Origin of the sequence: Serratia sp. Res13-Sevr-LER1-36-b (assembly GCF_015673035.1) — a bacterium.
In the GTDB taxonomy this organism is placed as follows: domain Bacteria; phylum Pseudomonadota; class Gammaproteobacteria; order Enterobacterales; family Enterobacteriaceae; genus Chania; species Chania fonticola_C.
Genome location: NZ_JADACK010000005.1, coordinates 531159 through 548411 on the forward strand (window position 1 = coordinate 531159; position 17253 = coordinate 548411).

General features: G+C 51.2%; 11 protein-coding genes. 8 read left to right on the forward strand and 3 right to left on the reverse strand.

Features of this window, described 5'->3' with window-relative positions; genetic code table 11:
- Window positions 1-136 precede the first annotated feature (136 nt).
- The gene (locus tag IMQ33_RS03560; RefSeq protein WP_065685916.1) at window positions 137-808 is read left to right on the forward strand and encodes a metalloregulator ArsR/SmtB family transcription factor; all 672 of its coding nucleotides are present in this window, start codon (window positions 137-139) and stop codon (window positions 806-808) included.
- Between the two features lie 99 nt (window positions 809-907).
- Here the strand turns inward: IMQ33_RS03560 and IMQ33_RS03565 are convergent, their stop codons facing one another.
- On the reverse strand, window positions 908-2332 hold the full coding sequence (locus IMQ33_RS03565; protein ID WP_230326858.1) for an MFS transporter: 1425 nt from the start codon (window positions 2330-2332) through the stop codon (window positions 908-910).
- 562 nt (window positions 2333-2894) lie between these two features.
- On the opposite strand from IMQ33_RS03565, the gene IMQ33_RS03570 reads away from it, so the two are divergent.
- The 7 genes from IMQ33_RS03570 (at window position 2895) to IMQ33_RS03600 (ending at window position 11846) form a co-directional block, all read left to right on the forward strand.
- A complete protein-coding gene (locus IMQ33_RS03570) occupies window positions 2895-6269 on the forward strand; it encodes a non-ribosomal peptide synthetase (protein ID WP_196062979.1) in 3375 nt (1124 codons plus the stop codon).
- The gene (locus IMQ33_RS03575; protein ID WP_196062978.1) at window positions 6266-7897 is read left to right on the forward strand and encodes a GMC family oxidoreductase; all 1632 of its coding nucleotides are present in this window, start codon (window positions 6266-6268) and stop codon (window positions 7895-7897) included. The genes IMQ33_RS03570 and IMQ33_RS03575 overlap by 4 nt, the downstream gene beginning before the upstream one ends.
- On the forward strand, window positions 7894-8652 hold the full coding sequence (locus IMQ33_RS03580; protein ID WP_196062977.1) for a thioesterase II family protein: 759 nt from the start codon (window positions 7894-7896) through the stop codon (window positions 8650-8652). Before IMQ33_RS03575 ends, IMQ33_RS03580 begins: the two co-directional genes overlap by 4 nt.
- A gap of 7 nt (window positions 8653-8659) precedes the next feature.
- Window positions 8660-9790 (forward strand): acyl-CoA dehydrogenase family protein, encoded by a 1131-nt coding sequence (locus IMQ33_RS03585; RefSeq protein ID WP_196062976.1) that lies wholly within the window; start codon window positions 8660-8662, stop codon window positions 9788-9790.
- Window positions 9791-9820: 30 nt separating this feature from the next.
- Complete coding sequence (locus tag IMQ33_RS03590; protein WP_196062975.1) at window positions 9821-10690, forward strand: GNAT family N-acetyltransferase; 870 nt, start codon at window positions 9821-9823, stop codon at window positions 10688-10690.
- Window positions 10691-10739: 49 nt separating this feature from the next.
- On the forward strand, window positions 10740-11204 hold the full coding sequence (locus tag IMQ33_RS03595; RefSeq protein ID WP_065685921.1) for a group II truncated hemoglobin: 465 nt from the start codon (window positions 10740-10742) through the stop codon (window positions 11202-11204).
- A gap of 90 nt (window positions 11205-11294) precedes the next feature.
- Entirely contained in the window at window positions 11295-11846 is a 552-nt protein-coding gene (locus IMQ33_RS03600; protein ID WP_065685922.1) for a flavoprotein, read from the forward strand.
- A 374-nt stretch (window positions 11847-12220) separates the two neighbouring features.
- On the opposite strand, the gene mfd is transcribed toward IMQ33_RS03600, so the two are convergent.
- Entirely contained in the window at window positions 12221-15697 is a 3477-nt protein-coding gene (gene mfd, locus IMQ33_RS03605; protein ID WP_098931453.1) for a transcription-repair coupling factor, read from the reverse strand.
- A 354-nt stretch (window positions 15698-16051) separates the two neighbouring features.
- Entirely contained in the window at window positions 16052-17032 is a 981-nt protein-coding gene (locus tag IMQ33_RS03610) for a threo-3-hydroxy-L-aspartate ammonia-lyase (protein WP_196062974.1), read from the reverse strand.
- Between the last annotated feature and the right edge of the window lie 221 nt (window positions 17033-17253).

The following is a 17253-nucleotide window of genomic DNA, read 5'->3' on the forward strand; positions in this document are numbered from 1 at the left end:
TAGGACGTGGAAAACGTAACATGTTCTGTAACACAATCTCGATTGAAAGGTAGCAGCAGTAAACTGGTGGGCTCCTTCAACCTTTGATATAATATCTTTCAATTATTATATTGAATGATGGGGTAGTAAAAACAATATGTCAACACTCAATGGCGATAGTCAACGTCAAGTTCTTAATGAATTTGCAGAAGTGACACGTTCCTTGGGGAACTCACATCGTCTGCTACTGCTTGAGCATATTGCACAGGGAGAAAGACCGGTTGAAAGGCTAGCGGAACTGGCTGGTCTTACGATAGCCAATGCTTCTCAGCATCTTCAACATCTCAAACGTGCGGGGTTTGTGCAATCACGCCGCGAAGGGAAAAACGTCTACTACCGTTTGGGCAATGGGCCAGTCCAGAATATCTTGACGGCGATTCGGCAATTTGTGGAATATCGACATAGCGAGATCAGATCATTCGTTACTGATATTTTCAGCCAGCGTGAACGGCTGGAATCGATTTCTCGCGAAGAGCTTCTACATCGCTTGAATGAGGGGGATATTACTCTGCTGGATGTGCGTCCCCCCGAAGAGTTTGCCTCTGGCCATCTGCCTGGAGCGGTCAATATTCCGGCCGAAGAACTAGAGGGTCGCCTATCTGAACTGCTTAAAGGACAGGAAGTGGTGGCGTATTGCCGCGGGCCGTACTGCGTCCTCTCTCTCAACGCTATGAAAACCCTGCATACCAATGGGTTTCTCGCTCGTTGCCTAGAGGATGGCTTTCCGGAGTGGAAGGCCGCCGGGTTGGAGGTGCAAATTAACCGGTAAGCCCTCGTTTTCTCTGTTTACTGGTATAACCTGTCACGGAAACACCACTGGATCCTGATACTCAACATTATGGTTCCAGTGGTATTTCGATTATTAAGGCTAATTGATCTTTTTCATTAAAATTAGCGCGCCTATCGCTGCGAGTAAATAGACTCCTCCTGCAGTGCCAAATGCCCATGCATAGCCATTAACTACGTTTGCCTGGGTTGCCGCTACCGCCATTAATGCAGCCAGCCCCATAGTTGGACCTAACTCCATTGATGTGTTCATTACGCCGCCCGCAAGGCCCGCTTCGCGTAGGGGAACATTTGCCGTAGAAAGTACCGCACTGCCGGAAAAGGTCAAAGAAGCTCCGGCGGGGAGGATAAATAAACCAGGAAGCAGGCCAAGTACATAGTGGGTTTGCTCATTGAGCTGTGCCAATAAAAGCAGCCCCGCAGCACCGAGCAGTAGCCCGACAATTGTGATTTGCAAGGCGCCGAAGCGCATAATGAGGGCCCCGGCGGCACGATTCATAATTAGGAGTCCAACGGTATAAGGTATAAAGGCCATGGAGGTTGCAAAAGATGACCAACCGCGAAATTGTTGCAGATACAGGGAAAGTAAAAAGGTAATCAAGCCCATACCCGCAGCGGCCAGTAGAATACCAATCAGGCCAGTCATGCGCATCGGGTTGAGGATAAAACCAGGGGGTAGCAGAGGAGAGCTAACATGTCGCTCGACGAGCAAGAAAGTGAAAATGAACAGCAGGCCAGCGGCAACAGGCAGATAGACAGGCGCAGTCAGCCAAGAATATTCGCCACTCATGATCAGGCCAAAGCTGAACAGCGAAATGCCACTAGTCGCCAATAGAGCACCACTCAAATCTAGACCAGGAGAGTCGTTATCATGTAGGGGGAGCGGCTTCATCATTGTGCGTACCAAAAGCAGACCGGACAAGCTAACAACAACCGGAACAATAAACATCCACCGCCAAGACAGCCAAGTGGTGATGATGCCTGATGAAAGAAAACCAACGGCTCCCCCCAGAACCGATACTCCGCCCCAGGTTGCCATTGCATGGTTGAACTGGCCCGCCTCTCGGTAGAGTTGGCGCAATAATGCCATCAGGGCTGGAGCCGTAAGCGCGGCACCGATCCCTTGCAAAAAGCGAATTGCTACTAGAATCCAATAGGAGGAAGCGAACATGCCGCTCAATGACGCAAGGCCGAAGATAAGCATCCCCAAAGTAAACATTTTTCTTCCACTGTAACGATCAGTTAGTCGCCCGCCAAACAGCAACAGGCCGCTAAATGGCAACCCATAGGCAGCACTCACCAACACCAGTTCGGCTTGAACCAACTGGAATTCTGTGCCAATCGCTGGTAGTGGGACTCCAATCATGACGATTGTAAAAATCAGCGTTGCCTGAATGGAGGCGAGAATAGCAAACACTAAAGCGTTATTTTCCTCTACGACTAATGGTCGAGCCATATCTTCAGGAAGGGCCGAATCGCGTTTGTCTGTCACAAAATCATTACTCATTTTACCACCCTACTTGTCATCTGTTGGATAAGTTTACTTTCTATGTGTAATCATTAGTTTTATTTATGATTAAATAAAATCATTCAATTGATTAATTGAATATTGTGCGTGTTGATCTGATGTTGTCAAGTTAAAAAGAAAAATGCGTATAAATTAATATTAATTTTTCATTACTTTATTGATGGTCATTACTGGTTACTTATCATGAGTGCTGAATGGTTTTTTATTTTATTTCAATTAATTCATGTCTTTACGAGTAATTGCTTGTTTTTTTTATGATATCAAATTGTTATGCACTGTGATGTTTATGCTTGACGTCATAAAACATATTAATGTGGTATTTCAACAATCAATTGATCAGTTGATTGATTGTTGTAGTGAAATATTCACGATGCTTATATTAATGGCTTGGGCATCTCATCTATCCGATGTTTGCTGCTACAACGGTATTTTTTGGGGGAGGTTTTACCCCTAACTTTAAGTAATTGGTATTCTTAAACGTTTTGATGGATGCGTAACGCTCTCATGCTATTTTTATTGAATAATCTCAGAGGGGCTTTTTATGCGAGTCATGCAGGAATCGGCCAAGAGAATTGGCTTAAAACTTTCAGGAAAAGAAAATGACCTGATCACCAATCAGATTGAACATTCCGTTGAAAAAAATGTCACTAAAATAAATGAGTTGCTTAATGGGAAACTACCTGTAGATGATTCAACAACCTTTGATAAAACAGTGGAAAGAAAAGAGGATGAGTCATTTCCGCTAACCGATATTCAATACGCTTATTTGATTGGTCGCAATGCAGGAATACCTCTGGGAGGGATTGCAACGCATTACTATTTTGAAGTCGAAATTTTCAACCCCGATCTCCAGCGGCTCAATGCAGCCTTGAACCAAACGCTGTCCCTGCATGCCATGCTGCGCGCCGAACTGACTGATAGTGGCCGTCAACGAATTTCTGCGGCCCTTGAACATTATGAGATTGCCGTGACGGATTGCCAATACATGGATGATAACCAGTTGCAGGAATTTATTAATAGCACACGAAGTGACATGGAAACGCATTTACGTTCGTTGGCTGTTGCACCGTCTTTCGAGATTAGAGCCTCCTTATTGAATAAAATGAAGGTTCGTTTACACCTCTGTTTTGAATTGATGTTTCTTGATTTGCATAGTGTGAAAATAGTGATGAAGGATTGGTGGCGGTTCTATCAAAATCCATATGTAGTAAAATCCGAGCCGGAATTTAATTTTGGCGATTATATCGAAAGAGAAAGGCAACTTCTGCAGAGTAAGCAAGGCTGCCGGGATAAGGATTATTGGTTAAATAAAGTGGGTGTGATGCCCGCAGCTCCTGAACTACCACTGTATCAGTCACCTGAATTAATTAAAAACCCCATATTTAAAACGCTTTCACACCCGATCTCACTGGAATTAGTCAATAAGCTTCGTCAGAGCGCGACTGCACAGGGTATTACCCTGGAAACACTCTTTCTTGGCGTTTATGTTGAAACCTTGCGGCAGTGGTCGCGGCGCCAGAACTTTACTCTCACTTTAACTCAGCATGCGCGACGTAACTATTTCCCGGATGTGCAACAAAGCGTAGGGAATTATCTTCAGTCAAGCCTGTTGTGTGTTAAAGACAGTAAGTCGGAGGCGTTTGGTCAGCGCTTGGTGATGTTGCAGACTGAACAGTTGTTGAACTACTGGCATTCCTCATTCAATGGGATCCAGGTTCTACGCGAAATGACGCGTCGGAGCCAGGGAGGACGGGCGCTCTCTTTCCCGGTGGTATTCAGCAATACCTTGAATGCGGAACTACGAGATATTGTCACCGACTATGGCTGGGAAGGCACGGCGATGGTCAAGTATAGCAGCACCCAAACGCCCGGCGTCTGGCTCGAAAATCAGTTGTTGCGTATCAATGGCGATCTGGTGATGAACTGGAACTACGTCGAAGGGTTGTTCCCGGCGGGTATGCCGGAAATGATGTTTGAGGCAGCCGTTAAACTGCTGAACGCCTGTGGCGAAAACCCGCAGATTTGGTCACAACAGGGTGCGGTAGTGACCTTGAACACGGACGACATGCAGGAGAGACTGGCTGCAAATTCGACGGATGATGGTATGCCACCTGCGTTGTTGCAGGATCTGATCTTGCATGCTGCACGTCTGTTCCCAACCAAAACGGCGATTATTCAGGGGCAAAGAGAGGTCAGCTACGGGGAGTTGGTCACCAGCGGTAACCACGTTGCCGAGCAACTGAGTGCTGCTGTGGCCATTGAACCGGGTGACATCGTTGCTGTTTCTCTGCCGCAAGGGCCGGAAATGCTGGCCGCCATTCTGGGTGTACTGTTCGCGGGTGCGGCTTATGTCTCGATTGACCCACAATTTCCTGAGCAGCGTAAAGCGCGGTTGATTGAGCGCTGTGCTGCGAAAGCCATCGTGACGCCTGCTGGCCTGGAACCAATAGAAGGATTAATCAACATCGGGGTGGTCATTAATAGTGCTGCACCGATGAAGTTTCCTTCACTGGTGGCAAAACAGACATTGGATGATCTGGCCTACGTTATTTTTACCTCCGGCTCTACTGGTGAGCCAAAAGGGGTAATGATTACGCACCGCAACGCCGCTAATACGGTTTTGGATATTAATCGTCGTTTCAACGTCAATCAGCATGACCGTGTCTTCTCCGTTGCGCCAGCGGGGTTCGATCTATCCGTTTATGATTATTTTGGAGTTCTGGGAGCCGGTGGCAGCATCCTGTTTGCTGCGGAAAATGAGGCTAACGATCCGAAAATATGGGCTGAAAAGATCACCAAACATCGGGTGACTTTGTGGAATAGCGTGCCGGCACCAATGAAAGCCTTGGTAGAGCGGGCCGGTTCGCAGCTTTCTGGCAGTGCTTTGCGTCTGGTGCTGATGAGTGGAGACTGGATCCCGGTCAACCTGCCGGATCAAATCAAGGCCGCCGTCAACGGTATTGATGTGATCAGCCTTGGTGGGGCGACAGAAGGTTCAATCTGGTCAATTGCTTACCCAATCCGGCATGTAGATAGCGCCTGGAAAAGCATTCCTTACGGTAAGCCATTGGCTAATCAGCAATTTCATGTGCTCAATGAATGGCTTGAACCTTGTCCCAAGTGGGTTACTGGTGAGCTGTTCATTGCAGGCGCTGGCGTGGCACAAGGTTACCTGGGCGATGCTGAAAAAACGCAGGAGAGATTTTTTAACCATCCGATCACTGGCGAGCGGCTGTATAGAACCGGTGATTTGGGACGCTATATTGATGAAGGACTGATTGAGATCTTTGGACGTGAAGATAATCAGGTAAAAATTAATGGCTATCGCATCGAACTGGGTGAAATAGAGGCTTGCCTGTTGGAGAATCCGCAGGCGAACCACGTCGTGATCACTGCGGTAAGCCACCCGAAAACCGGCCAAAAGCAGCTAGCTGCATATATTGTGCCGAAGCAACTGGCCAGCGAGAACGAAAAGAGCGCGTTGGAAGGTACACTACGCGAACTCGCTCAAGCTCATCTCCCTTCTTATATGATACCAACCTGGTTTGTCTTATTGGACAGTATGCCATTGACAGCTAATGGGAAAATAGATCGTAACGCTTTGCCCGTGCTATGGGGGGAAGTGGTAGCTGCGTCGGATAAGAGTGAACCCGCCGATGAGCTTGAGGCCCGTGTATTCGCCTTATGGTCAAAACAGCTGCAACACGGTGACTTTGATGTCAATGATGGTTTTTTCGACATCGGTGGCGATTCATTGCATGCGGTAGGGCTGTTGAGCGCGGTACGCGAAACCTTCAAGGTCGGCCCGTCCAGTGAACAGGATATGATCGAGAGCCTGTTTATGAATGCCTCAGTACGTGATTTTTCGCGCATCCTTTCCAGCGTAGCGGACAAGATTCAGGAGCAATACGCATGACGCATCCATTTAAACCGGCTCCAGAGCAGGTTGATTATGATTTTATTGTGGTCGGAGGCGGGACAGCGGGTTGTGTGATGGCTTCTCGTCTTTCCGAAAGTGGCAAACACAGTGTTTTATTGCTTGAGGCGGGGCAGGATTCTGACGTTGCTCAACCTGATAGTCCGTTGCGGGATGCTTCCCGCCTGGTTCTTGAAGGCTATAACTGGCCATACGAAGCCAACGTGCATGGGACAGAGCGATTTTCTCGTTTCGTCCAGGTAGATGATAATCAGCCGTTAGAGCGTAACCGGCGTAAAGCCTTTGGCTATCGCCTGGGGAAAGTCATGGGGGGATCGTCTGCGATTAACGGTGCCGTAGCCTTAAGGGCCTTTCCCAGCGATTTTAACCGCTGGGTAAATATGGGGTGTCGTCAATGGGCGTGGTGTGACGTTTTGCCGTGGTACAAGAAGCTGGAAAATGACGTTGACCGTCCGGATTCTTCACTGCATGGTCACCAAGGGCCTCTCAGGTTGCGGAGGCCTGTAGGGGACGATATCTTGCCATTGGAGAAAGCCTTTGCCGATATATGCCAACAGAACGGCATCGCTTTTGTTGACGATCTGAATGAGGGAGAAAGTGCGGCGGTGGGTGTCGTACCAGCCAATGTGGTGCAGGGAGCGGAAAGGTACGATCTTTACCGCGCCTATCTTTCTGCGGCACGCGAGCGGGAAAACCTTCAGATCCTCTCGCACATGACGGTCGAGAGAGTGCTGTTTAACGCGGGCAAGGCTGTTGGTGTCGAAGCGTCGCACGACGGGGGCTATACTACCTATCGTGCCAACCAGATCGTGCTGTGCGCCGGGGCGATAGGATCTGCGGCAATCTTGCAGCGTTCCGGCGTTGGAGATGCGCGTTTATTACAACAACTTGATATTCCCGTGGTGGCCGATCTGCCTGCCATTGGCAACCATCTGTCCGATCACGCTTCGGTAGTACTATGGGCACTCCCAAAATCTGGAAATAGCATCCAGGAAACACCGTGGCGGCAAACTGCGGCGCGCTTGAACAGCGGGTACGATGCGCAGATTGATGTGCAATTAGGATTAATGAACAACGTGGCGAGCAAGACCGTACCCGGTTTTCAGAATCGCACCGATTACCCACGCTTGGTGGGGGCCTCTGTGATGCTGATGCGTCCCAAGTCCAGAGGACGAGTGTTTATCCAGAGCAGGGATAGTCAGCAACTGCCGATGATCGATCTGCCGTTATCACAGGAGCCAGAGGATATCGCGCGCTTGGTCGGGGGTGTACGTCAAATGTGGCGGTTGATCAATCATCCTGAGCTTGCGACATATCTCGACGGTATCCAGTTCTGGTCTGAGGCTATGATCGACAATGATGAGGTTATGCATAACGCCATCGAAAATCTGCTCAGCCCCGGCTGGCATGCCTCTGGTACGGTACGGATGGGATGTGCGAGCGATCCGCAGACTGCAGCGGATGAACAGGGTAACCTGCACGGCCTGAGCCAAATCGCCGTTGCAGATGCTTCACTCTTCCCTTGTATCCCCTCGATGCCCACGAACCTCACTACCGTGATGGTTGCTGAGCGTATCGCCTCTTTCTTACTGGGGAGCCATATATGAATTCGTCTGCGCCCAAGCGCGTCATTTATGCCTTCCCACACGCAGGCGCCAGCGCGAGCGTCTATCGTGCTTGGCTTGGCCGCTTCAAAGGGGATTCCAATCTGGTATTCAAGCCTATCGAGATACCTGGCCGTGACGTGCTGAGCCGTGAAAAGGTGATCGACAATCTGCCGTTGTTGGTCGATCGGATCTGCGCCGATATCCATGCGGACTTTGCCCTGCGCCAGCAGGCTGGGACGACCGAATGGGTGACGTTTGGTCATAGTTTTGGTGGCGTGCTGAGTTTTATCGTGAGTGCGGCGTTGGCGGAAAACTATGCTATGCGCCCGCTGTTTTCCGTGATTTCAGGCTCTATCGCACCGAGCGTGCAGGCTGACGATGACCGACATTTGTGGACGGACGATCAAATCATTTCAAAAATGCGTGCGGATAATGGGACACCAGAGAGCATTCTCAATGAGCCCGCCTTCGCCCGCAGGCTGGTGACCTCGCTCCGTACCGATTATATCTTGCGCCATCAGTTCCTAGCGTTTGTGGATAAAAAAGTGTCGCAACCCTTGGACGTTATCTCAGCGGATCAAGATGAACATGTCACTGAAGAAATGCAAGCAGCGTGGCGGAACCATACGTTTGCCACCACCCAACTACACCCTATCGAAGGGGGCCATTTCGCTATTTATAACTATTTTGACTTGGTAAAGGCGCTATTTTCGCAGGTACCAGAGACTCAGGCATTGGTCGCGGAATCTTTCTGAGGATATTATGGAAAACACAGAGTTAACACAGTTTCGACTCACCTGCCGTGATTTCCTGGCGCGTGAGGCTAATCCCTTTCTATCTGAGTGGGAAACTAACGGCCTGATCGGGCGTGATTTTTGGCGCCACGCGGGTGAAGTGGGGTTATTAGGATTGGGCGTTGTCCGTGAATTGGGCGGTCAGCAGAAGCCTGATTATCACTATGCTGCTGTCCTGACGGAGGAGTTAATTCGCGCCGAGATGACCGCGCCAGTCATTATCTCTCATAATGATGTGATCGCCAGTTATATAGACAGCCACGGTACCGATGAGCAGAAAGCTCGCTGGCTGCCAGGGTTGTGCAGCGGTGAACTTATTGCGGCGATCGCTATTACCGAACCCAATGGTGGATCGGATTCGGCAGATCTTGAGACTACCGCGGTAAAGCAAGGGCAGCACTATATTGTCAATGGTCATAAAAGCTATATCACCAATGGGATTAATGCCGATCTTATTCTGACCGCGGTAAGAACCTCAGAGGCGTCACGTGGGCAGGGCACCAGTTTGCTGATCGTTGAACGAAACACCCCGGGTTTTGAGCGCGGGCCATTGCTGAAAAAAATAGGTTGGCATGCCAGTGATACCGCCGATCTTCATTTCACCGCATGTCGGGTTCCCTGCGAAAATCTTATTGGTCGCGAGAATATTGGCAACCTCTATTTTATGGGAGGGATGCCGCGAGAAAGATTGAGCATTGCGACCGTTGCCGTTGCCACAGCGGAATATCTACTTGAAAAAACGCTGGTATGGGTAAAGCACCGTAAGGCTTTCGGGCAGCCTATCGGATCGTTTCAAGCGAATAGGTTTATGCTGGCGGAGCTGGATACGGAAGTAAAAATAGCCAGGGTGTATTTAAATGATGCAATCGCTCGCTTTAACCAGAAAAGCCTCAGCGTGGTTGATGCGGCAAGAATTAAACTCTGGACTACTGAGCTTCAGATAAAAGTGGCCGATCGCTGTTTGCAGTTGCATGGAGGGGCTGGTTATATGAGTGATTCATATATAGGAAAATCCTGGGCAAATAGCCGGGTGCAAACTATTTATGGCGGCACGAGTGAAGTGCTTAAAGAGTTTATTAGCAAGTCTATGGGGTTGTAACCGAAGTTATTCGTCCGGTTAGGAGATACTATGAATGAAATAACCGAATGCCCTGAAAGCCAATTTCAGGTAAGTATCGCTACACCCGAAACATGGCCGGTGGTGGTGGAAATGGCACGTCAGGAGCGCTGGGATCTTGGGGAAGGAGACGCGAGTCGTTTCCTTAATGTAGATACGCTGGGTTTTTATATCGGTTATTGGCAAGATAGGCCGATTGCTTCGATATCTGTTGTGAACCACGCGCAAAATTACGCTCATCTCGGCCATTATATTGTTAATCCCGATTTTCGCGGTAAAGGGTTTGGCTTGGCGGTTTGGAGTATGGCGATTGAACATGCTGAAGGGCGCTGTATTGGCCTGGATGGCATGCCCGCCCAAGAGGACAATTATCAGAAGTATGGGTTCAAAACACACTATCACACTTTCCGTATGGTGGGAGCGGCGACTAAAAACATTGTCGAACTACACAATATAGAACTCGTCGATCAAAAAAATATTACCTCTGTGATTGATTTTGACGCGAATTTTGTCGGGTATTCTCGTGCCGGTTTACTTGCTGAGTGGTTTTTCGACCAAGGGCGAAAAGGACTTCTGTTAGTGGGTAATGAAGGGATTGAAGGCGTAATTGGTTTACGTCCTTCCGATGATGGTTATCGAGTCGGGCCTTTCTATGCCGCTAATGAGAAAAATATGAAAGCACTGTTGTTGGCCGCGATGAATGAGATACCGCAGCAGACGAATGTCACTCTAGATATTCCAGAATACGCCCAACAAGCCATCGAATTTGTCCGCTCTTTAGGGTTCAAAACATTGTTTCATACTTGCCGGATGTATCGTGGGGAACCGCCTGCAGATTATCAGCCAGGAATTAATGCCCTGGCTTCTCTGGAATTAGGTTGAGTTATCAATATTGTCTGAATCATCACCAACTAACTTTGCTGGAGTACTTATGTCAGAAAATACACCAACTTTATTTGAATGGATGGGTGGAAGAGAGGTTCTGCTAAAACTCATGACGACCTTTTACGCCAAGGTTGAAAAGGATGAGTTATTAGCGCCGATGTTTGCTCATATGGCGGGTGACCACCCGGAGCATGTCGCTATCTGGCTGGAAGAGGTTCTGGGGGGGGAGGCTAATTACACGGCTTATCGAGGCGGATTTAAGGGCATGGTTTCCAAGCATCGCGGCAGGAGTATCCAACCGGAGCAGCGTCAGCGTTGGGTGGATTTGATGATGGAGTGTGTGGACGAGGTTAACTTGCCTACCGATCCTGAGTTCCGTTCCGCATTTGCCGCTTATATTGAGTGGGGATCGCGTCGCGCCCAAGCGAATTCGCAACCTAAAGCGCCACGCCCTAAGCGGGAAACGATTAAGAAGTGGGGCTGGGGTGAAGCACCTCCTGGTACGCTGTAATTTCTGCGGGTATTTGATGCATGAAAGTAGAGGCTGCGGCTTTTACTTTCATAGCAGTGGCTATTAGAGAGCTTTGTGTGGAGCACGATCATGACGGAGAAGAAGCGGATTTTAATTGGTGCCACCGGCTCGGTGGATATCACCTATCTTCCTGAGTACCTGAAGGCGATCAAAAAGAATATTCACTGTTCGTTAACCGTGTTGATGACTCGGCAAGCAGAGCAGTTTATCCCCGCGGAAACGCTCGGGCTGTGGGCTGACCGTGTGATTGCGGGTGAAAAACCTGCTGATTGGCCCAGCGACAAACCTTCAAAGATTGTTTCTGACCATGACATTATGGCGGTATTGCCTGCAACGGCGAATACGCTGGCCTCGGTCGCGCAAGGTGCTGCGCCAAATCGCTTGACCACGGTAGTGCTTGCTGCGGATTTTCCGGTGTTGTTCTTCCCGGTAATGGGGACCGTGATGTGGAAGAAAGCTGCTGTACGTCGCAACGTTAACCAACTGCGCGAGGATGGTTATGAAATGATTCAACCTGTTTGGCATGAAAACTATGATACTGCGTTACACCGCATGGTGAGCCATCCATCTTTGCCCTCTGTAGATGATGTGGTGAAGTTGTTAACTGCTCGGCTTATATAAAACACTACAATATCGAAATCCATGAGCGGTGGTATATGGTCGCGCCAGCTCTGTTGTTGCAGAACATCATTGATGCACTTGCGATCATGTGGGCGGCCAGGCGGAATTACGGAAGGGAACAGTAAGAATAACCGCGAGCGGCAGTGAGGGTTACGATTTGGCGCAAAATAGGCTGTTTCTACCCATGAAAGGGCTAAAAAAACAGCCTCAAGCAGACGGGAAGAAGTCGATCGTAATTCTCTCACTGCCAATTTACGAACAAAATGGAACAGACAATTCGTAAAAAATATCATCTAACTATTTGAAAAATATAATAAAAATTAGTTATAATTCCTTAACCCTTTGGGAAAGTTAGGGTAAGGGGACATTGACCATCAAGCGGCCAAAGTATGCTCTCTGAACGCCGCCAGCAGTTCGCCGATAAACTTCAAGCGTTCGGCCCGGTCGCTAAGATCCAACATAAACTTCAGCTTGGTCGGCCCATCCAAGCGGTAAACCTGCGGTTTGCTTTGCAGCAAGCCAATCAGATAACCTGGATCGACCCGGTTCTTCTCGCCAAACTCGATAAAGCCCCCGCGCTCGTTGCCTTCGATACGCTTGATCCCCAGTATCTGCGCCTGTTGACGCATCGCCGCGCTTTGCAGCAGATTACGTGCTGCATCCGGCAGCAGGCCAAAGCGGTCGATCAGCTCAACCTTCAGTTCCTCCAGCTCACCCTCATTTTTAGCGCTGGCAATGCGTTTATAGAAGGACAAACGGGTATTCACGTCCGGGATAAAGTCATCGGGCAGCAGCGCTGGCATGCGCAGTTCCACTTCCGTCTGATTGCTGGTGAGATCTTCCAGTGAAGGCTCACGCCCGTTCTTCAGGGCGTCGACGGCGCTTTCCAACAGCTCCATATACAGCGAGAAGCCCACGGTGGTCATCTGGCCGCTTTGGTCTTCTCCCAGCAGTTCCCCAGCACCACGGATTTCCAAATCGTGGGTAGCGAGCGCGAACCCGGCCCCCAAATCTTCCAGCGTGGCAATCGCCTCCAACCGCTTGTGTGCGTCAGTGCTCATGACCTTCGGGTTTGGCGTTAACAGATAAGCATAGGCCTGATGGTGAGAACGCCCGACGCGGCCACGAAGCTGATGCAACTGTGCCAAGCCAAAGCGGTCGGCCCGTTCGATAATGATGGTATTGGCGCTGGGGATATCGATGCCGGTTTCAATAATGGTGGTACAGACCAGCACGTTGAAGCGCTGGTGGTGGAAATCGTTCATCACCCGTTCCAGGTCGCGTTCCCGCATCTGTCCGTGGCCAATGGCAATCCGCGCTTCCGGCACCAACTCCGCCAGGCGTTCGGCGGCTTTATCGATATTCTCAACGTCGTTATACAGGTAATACACCTGGCCGCCGCGCAGTACCTCACGCAGGATGGCCTCGCGCACCACCAGGCTGTCGTACTCGCGGACAAAAGTTTTCACTGCCAGACGGCGGGCCGGTGGGGTAGCAATGATCGACAGATCGCGCATGCCGCTCATGGCCATATTCAGGGTGCGCGGGATTGGCGTGGCGGTCAGCGTCAGGATATCAACGTCGGCCCGCATTGCCTTGATGCGCTCTTTGTGGCGTACGCCAAAGCGGTGTTCTTCATCGACAACCAACAACCCCAGATCTTTCCAGCGCAGATCGCTCTGCAATAGCTTATGGGTGCCAATGAGGATATCCACTTTGCCTTCGGCTGCCTCTTCCAGGATCTGTTGCTGCTCTTTGGCACTGCGAAAACGCGACATCATTTCGATGCGGATTGGCCAGGTGGCAAAGCGATCGCGGAAGTTGTCGAAGTGCTGCTGCGCTAACAGGGTCGTCGGCACCAGTACCGCGACCTGCTTACCGTTCTCGACGGCCAGGAAGGCGGCACGCATCGCCACTTCAGTTTTACCAAAGCCGACGTCGCCGCACACCAGACGATCCATCGCCAGCGGCTGGCACATATCGCTCAGCACCGCGTTGATGGCCTGTTCCTGATCTGGCGTGGTCTCAAACGGGAAGGTCTGGCAAAACAGTTGATACTGGTCACGATTATGCTTGAACGCAAAACCGCTCTTGGCGGCACGTTGGGCGTAAATGTCCAACAGCTCGGCGGCCACGTCACGCACGCGTTCGGCGGCTTTCTGCCTGGCTCGAGACCAGACATCCCCGCCGAGCCGGTGCAGTGGGGCGTTTTCGTCGGCTCCACCGGCATAGCGGCTGATCAGGTGCAGGGAAGAGACCGGCACGTACAGTTTGTCCTCACCGGCGTAGGAGAGGATCAGGTATTCCGCTTTGATGCCCCCGGCTTCCAGCGTCGTCAGGCCAACGTAGCGGCCAACGCCGTGTTCCAGATGCACCACCGGCTGCCCTGGGTGCAGCTCTGCCAGGTTGCGGATCAGGGTATCGGTATTGATGGTGCGGCGATTATCCTGCCGACGGCGGCTGACGCGCTCACCGAGCAGATCGCTTTCACAAATCAACGCCCGGTCACGCAGCGTATCCAGGAAGCCCCGCTCAGAGGCGCCGACCATCATGTAGCGGCCCGATGCTTCGACCTCGTCCAGATGATGGATCAGGCTGGTACTCAGCTTGATGCGGCCAAGCAGATCTTGCAGGGTTTCGCGGCGGCCTTCACTCTCTACTGAGAAGACCACGCCCCCGGTGAAGCTTTCAATAAAGCGTCGCAGATTATCCAGTGGGGCCTTCTGCTGGGCCTGGACGGCGAGATCCGGCAGGGTTTGATAGCCAAGGTTGGTGCAACCGGCTTTGGCGGGCAGTTCCTCGGTTTTCAACGCCATTCGCGGCCAGGCTTTCAGCTCGGCAAATAGCGCATCGACCCGCAGCCAAAGGGTATCCGGGGCCAGCAGCGGCCGCATCGGATCGATCCGCCGGTTCTCATAGCGTTGATTGACATCAAGCCAGAAACGCTCGGCGGCGCCTTCCAGGTTGCCGGTGTTGACGAGCAGCGTATTGGCTGGCAGATAGCTGAACAAGGAAGGCAGCGGCTGGCTGAAGAACAGCGGTTGCCAGTATTCGATACCGGCAGGCCAGGTGCCTTTACTCACTTGCTGATAAATATGTTCGGCGTCGCGACGCACTTCAAACTGTTCACGCCACTGGCTGCGGAACAGCTCAATGGCGGCCTTATCGGTCGGGAACTCGTGCGCTGGCAGCAGGTTGATGGCTTCAACTTCGCTCAACGTGCGTTGGTTATCCACATCAAAGGTGCGCAGGCTGTCGATCTCGTCGTCGAAAAAGTCGATGCGATAAGGTTCTTCGCTGCCCATGGGATACAAATCCAGCAACGCACCGCGCGTAGCAAATTCGCCATGTTCCATCACCTGATCGACGCTGCGGTAACCGGCCTGTTCCAACTGTGCCCGCAGCAGGTCCCGCGACAGCCGTTGGCCCTTTTTCATCACCAACGCATGGCCATGCAGGAACTCATGCGGGCAGACGCGTTGCATCAGCGTATTCACCGGCAAAATGATGATGCCGCGTGCCATGGTCGGCAGATGATACAGGCTGGAAAGCCGCGCCGAGATGATTTCCTGATGGGGCGAAAAGCTATCGTACGGCAGCGTTTCCCAGTCGGAAAGGGTGGTCACCATCTGATCGGTAAACTGCTGGATTTCGTCACGCAACCGCAATGCATTTTGCATATCCGGGGCGATGAGCATCACCGGGCCTGGATGGCGTTCGGCGATTTCCGCACATTCAACGGCACAGGCAGAGCCGGTGAGTTGCCCTAGCTGGCGTAAATCGCCCGCGCGGTCAGGAAGAGAGTAACGGTAGGACGATGCGGAGCTGCGGCTTTTATCAGAAATGCTCATTCAGTTATCTTTAATCAATGAATTGAATAACAGTTTTTGTGGTGTTCACCGTGGCGCTTGACGTGTGAATACCACAAAATCCTGTTTACCTGGCGTTTGGCTAAAGCTAACCCGTTCTCCCTCACTTCAACCCTCTCCCCACGGAGAGGGAGCTGGAACGGTGTTGCGATTAGGAACGGAGTATGGCTGTGGCACATTCGGTTCCCTCACCCTCTCCCTCTGGGAGAGGGAGAGGGTGAGGAGACCATCAAGTGGTTCAAGCCCATCACCTTTTACCTTGGTTATACTAGCCTAGCAGCTTATAAACTGACACTGGTAAAAGCGCGAGCAAGCTTCCTGTTGGCGGTAATTTAATCAATTCTGCGCCATGGCGAGATACTGGCCGATTTTATCGACGTCCACGTTGCCACCGCTGACGATCACCCCGACTTTTTTGCCCCTCAGATCGATGACCTGATTCATCGCCGCAGCGGCAGCCAGGCAACCGGTCGGTTCGACTACTATCTTCATCCGCTCCATAAAGAAACGCATTTGCTGGCATAGCTGTTGGTCGGTCACCGTCAGGATATCTTCCACATAGTGTTGAATGATCGGGAAGGTGAGATTGCCCACCTGCTGGGTTTGCGCGCCGTCAGCAATGGTTTTTGGTACCGGGATCCACACTTTTTCACCGCTGCGGAACGCCTGTTGCACATCGTTGCCCGCTTCGGGTTCGACGCCAAATACCCGGCAACCGGGCGACCAGTGATGTGCCGCAACGGCGCATCCAGAGAGCAATCCGCCGCCACCGGTACAAACCAGCAGAATATCCAACGGGCCAACTTCTTCGATCAGCTCTTTAGCTGCGGTGCCTTGGCCTGCCATCACCTGCGGATAATCGTAAGGAGGGATCACCGTTAAGCCCTGTTCCGCCGCTAACCGTTGGGTGATGGCTTCCCGGTCTTCGGTTAGCCGCTGATAGATCACCACGTTAGCTCCGTAACCGCGGGTTGCCGCCAGCTTGGCAGCGGGGGCGTCATGTGGCATCACAATGGTGACGTTCACCCCAAGCTCACGCGCCGCCAACGCCATGGCCTGCGCATGGTTACCGGATGAGAAGGCTATCACTCCGGCCTGGCGCTGGGCCGGAGCCAATTGGCTGATGGCGTTATAGGCACCACGGAATTTAAAGGCCCCAATGCGCTGGAAATTCTCGCACTTGAAAAAGAGCTGGGCACCGGCGATCTCATCCGCCTGGCGGGAAGTCATTACCGGTGTGCGGATCGCGTGGTTTTGCAGGATTTCGGCCGCTTTGGCAATATCGGCGGCGGTGATGCAGTGGGGCTTAACGGTCATGACTACCTCATGTGGTTGGCATTGATTCGTTCAGTCTATTAATTTGCCCGTTGTAAACGGATTGTCAAACGGTTAAACGGCTATCAGCGGAAACAACGGTGTCATCAGGAAGGTCAAAATCCGGCATTTTCTGTAAACCCGTGCAAACATGATGAATAAAACCGGCCGGGTGGTTCCATAAACCCGGTAGAGCCTTTATTATCCTTGATCACTTTGCTTAA

Coding starts and splice junctions, on each gene's coding strand:
- IMQ33_RS03590 (WP_196062975.1), top strand. CDS start 9,821: ATGAATGAAATAACCGAATGCCCTGAAAGCCAATTTCAGGTAAGTATC.
- IMQ33_RS03585 (WP_196062976.1), top strand. CDS start 8,660: ATGGAAAACACAGAGTTAACACAGTTTCGACTCACCTGCCGTGATTTC.
- IMQ33_RS03570 (WP_196062979.1), top strand. CDS start 2,895: ATGCGAGTCATGCAGGAATCGGCCAAGAGAATTGGCTTAAAACTTTCA.
- IMQ33_RS03560 (WP_065685916.1), top strand. CDS start 137: ATGTCAACACTCAATGGCGATAGTCAACGTCAAGTTCTTAATGAATTT.
- IMQ33_RS03600 (WP_065685922.1), top strand. CDS start 11,295: ATGACGGAGAAGAAGCGGATTTTAATTGGTGCCACCGGCTCGGTGGAT.
- IMQ33_RS03575 (WP_196062978.1), top strand. CDS start 6,266: ATGACGCATCCATTTAAACCGGCTCCAGAGCAGGTTGATTATGATTTT.
- mfd (WP_098931453.1), bottom strand. CDS start 15,697: ATGAGCATTTCTGATAAAAGCCGCAGCTCCGCATCGTCCTACCGTTAC.
- IMQ33_RS03565 (WP_230326858.1), bottom strand. CDS start 2,332: ATGAGTAATGATTTTGTGACAGACAAACGCGATTCGGCCCTTCCTGAA.
- IMQ33_RS03580 (WP_196062977.1), top strand. CDS start 7,894: ATGAATTCGTCTGCGCCCAAGCGCGTCATTTATGCCTTCCCACACGCA.
- IMQ33_RS03595 (WP_065685921.1), top strand. CDS start 10,740: ATGTCAGAAAATACACCAACTTTATTTGAATGGATGGGTGGAAGAGAG.
- IMQ33_RS03610 (WP_196062974.1), bottom strand. CDS start 17,032: ATGACCGTTAAGCCCCACTGCATCACCGCCGCCGATATTGCCAAAGCG.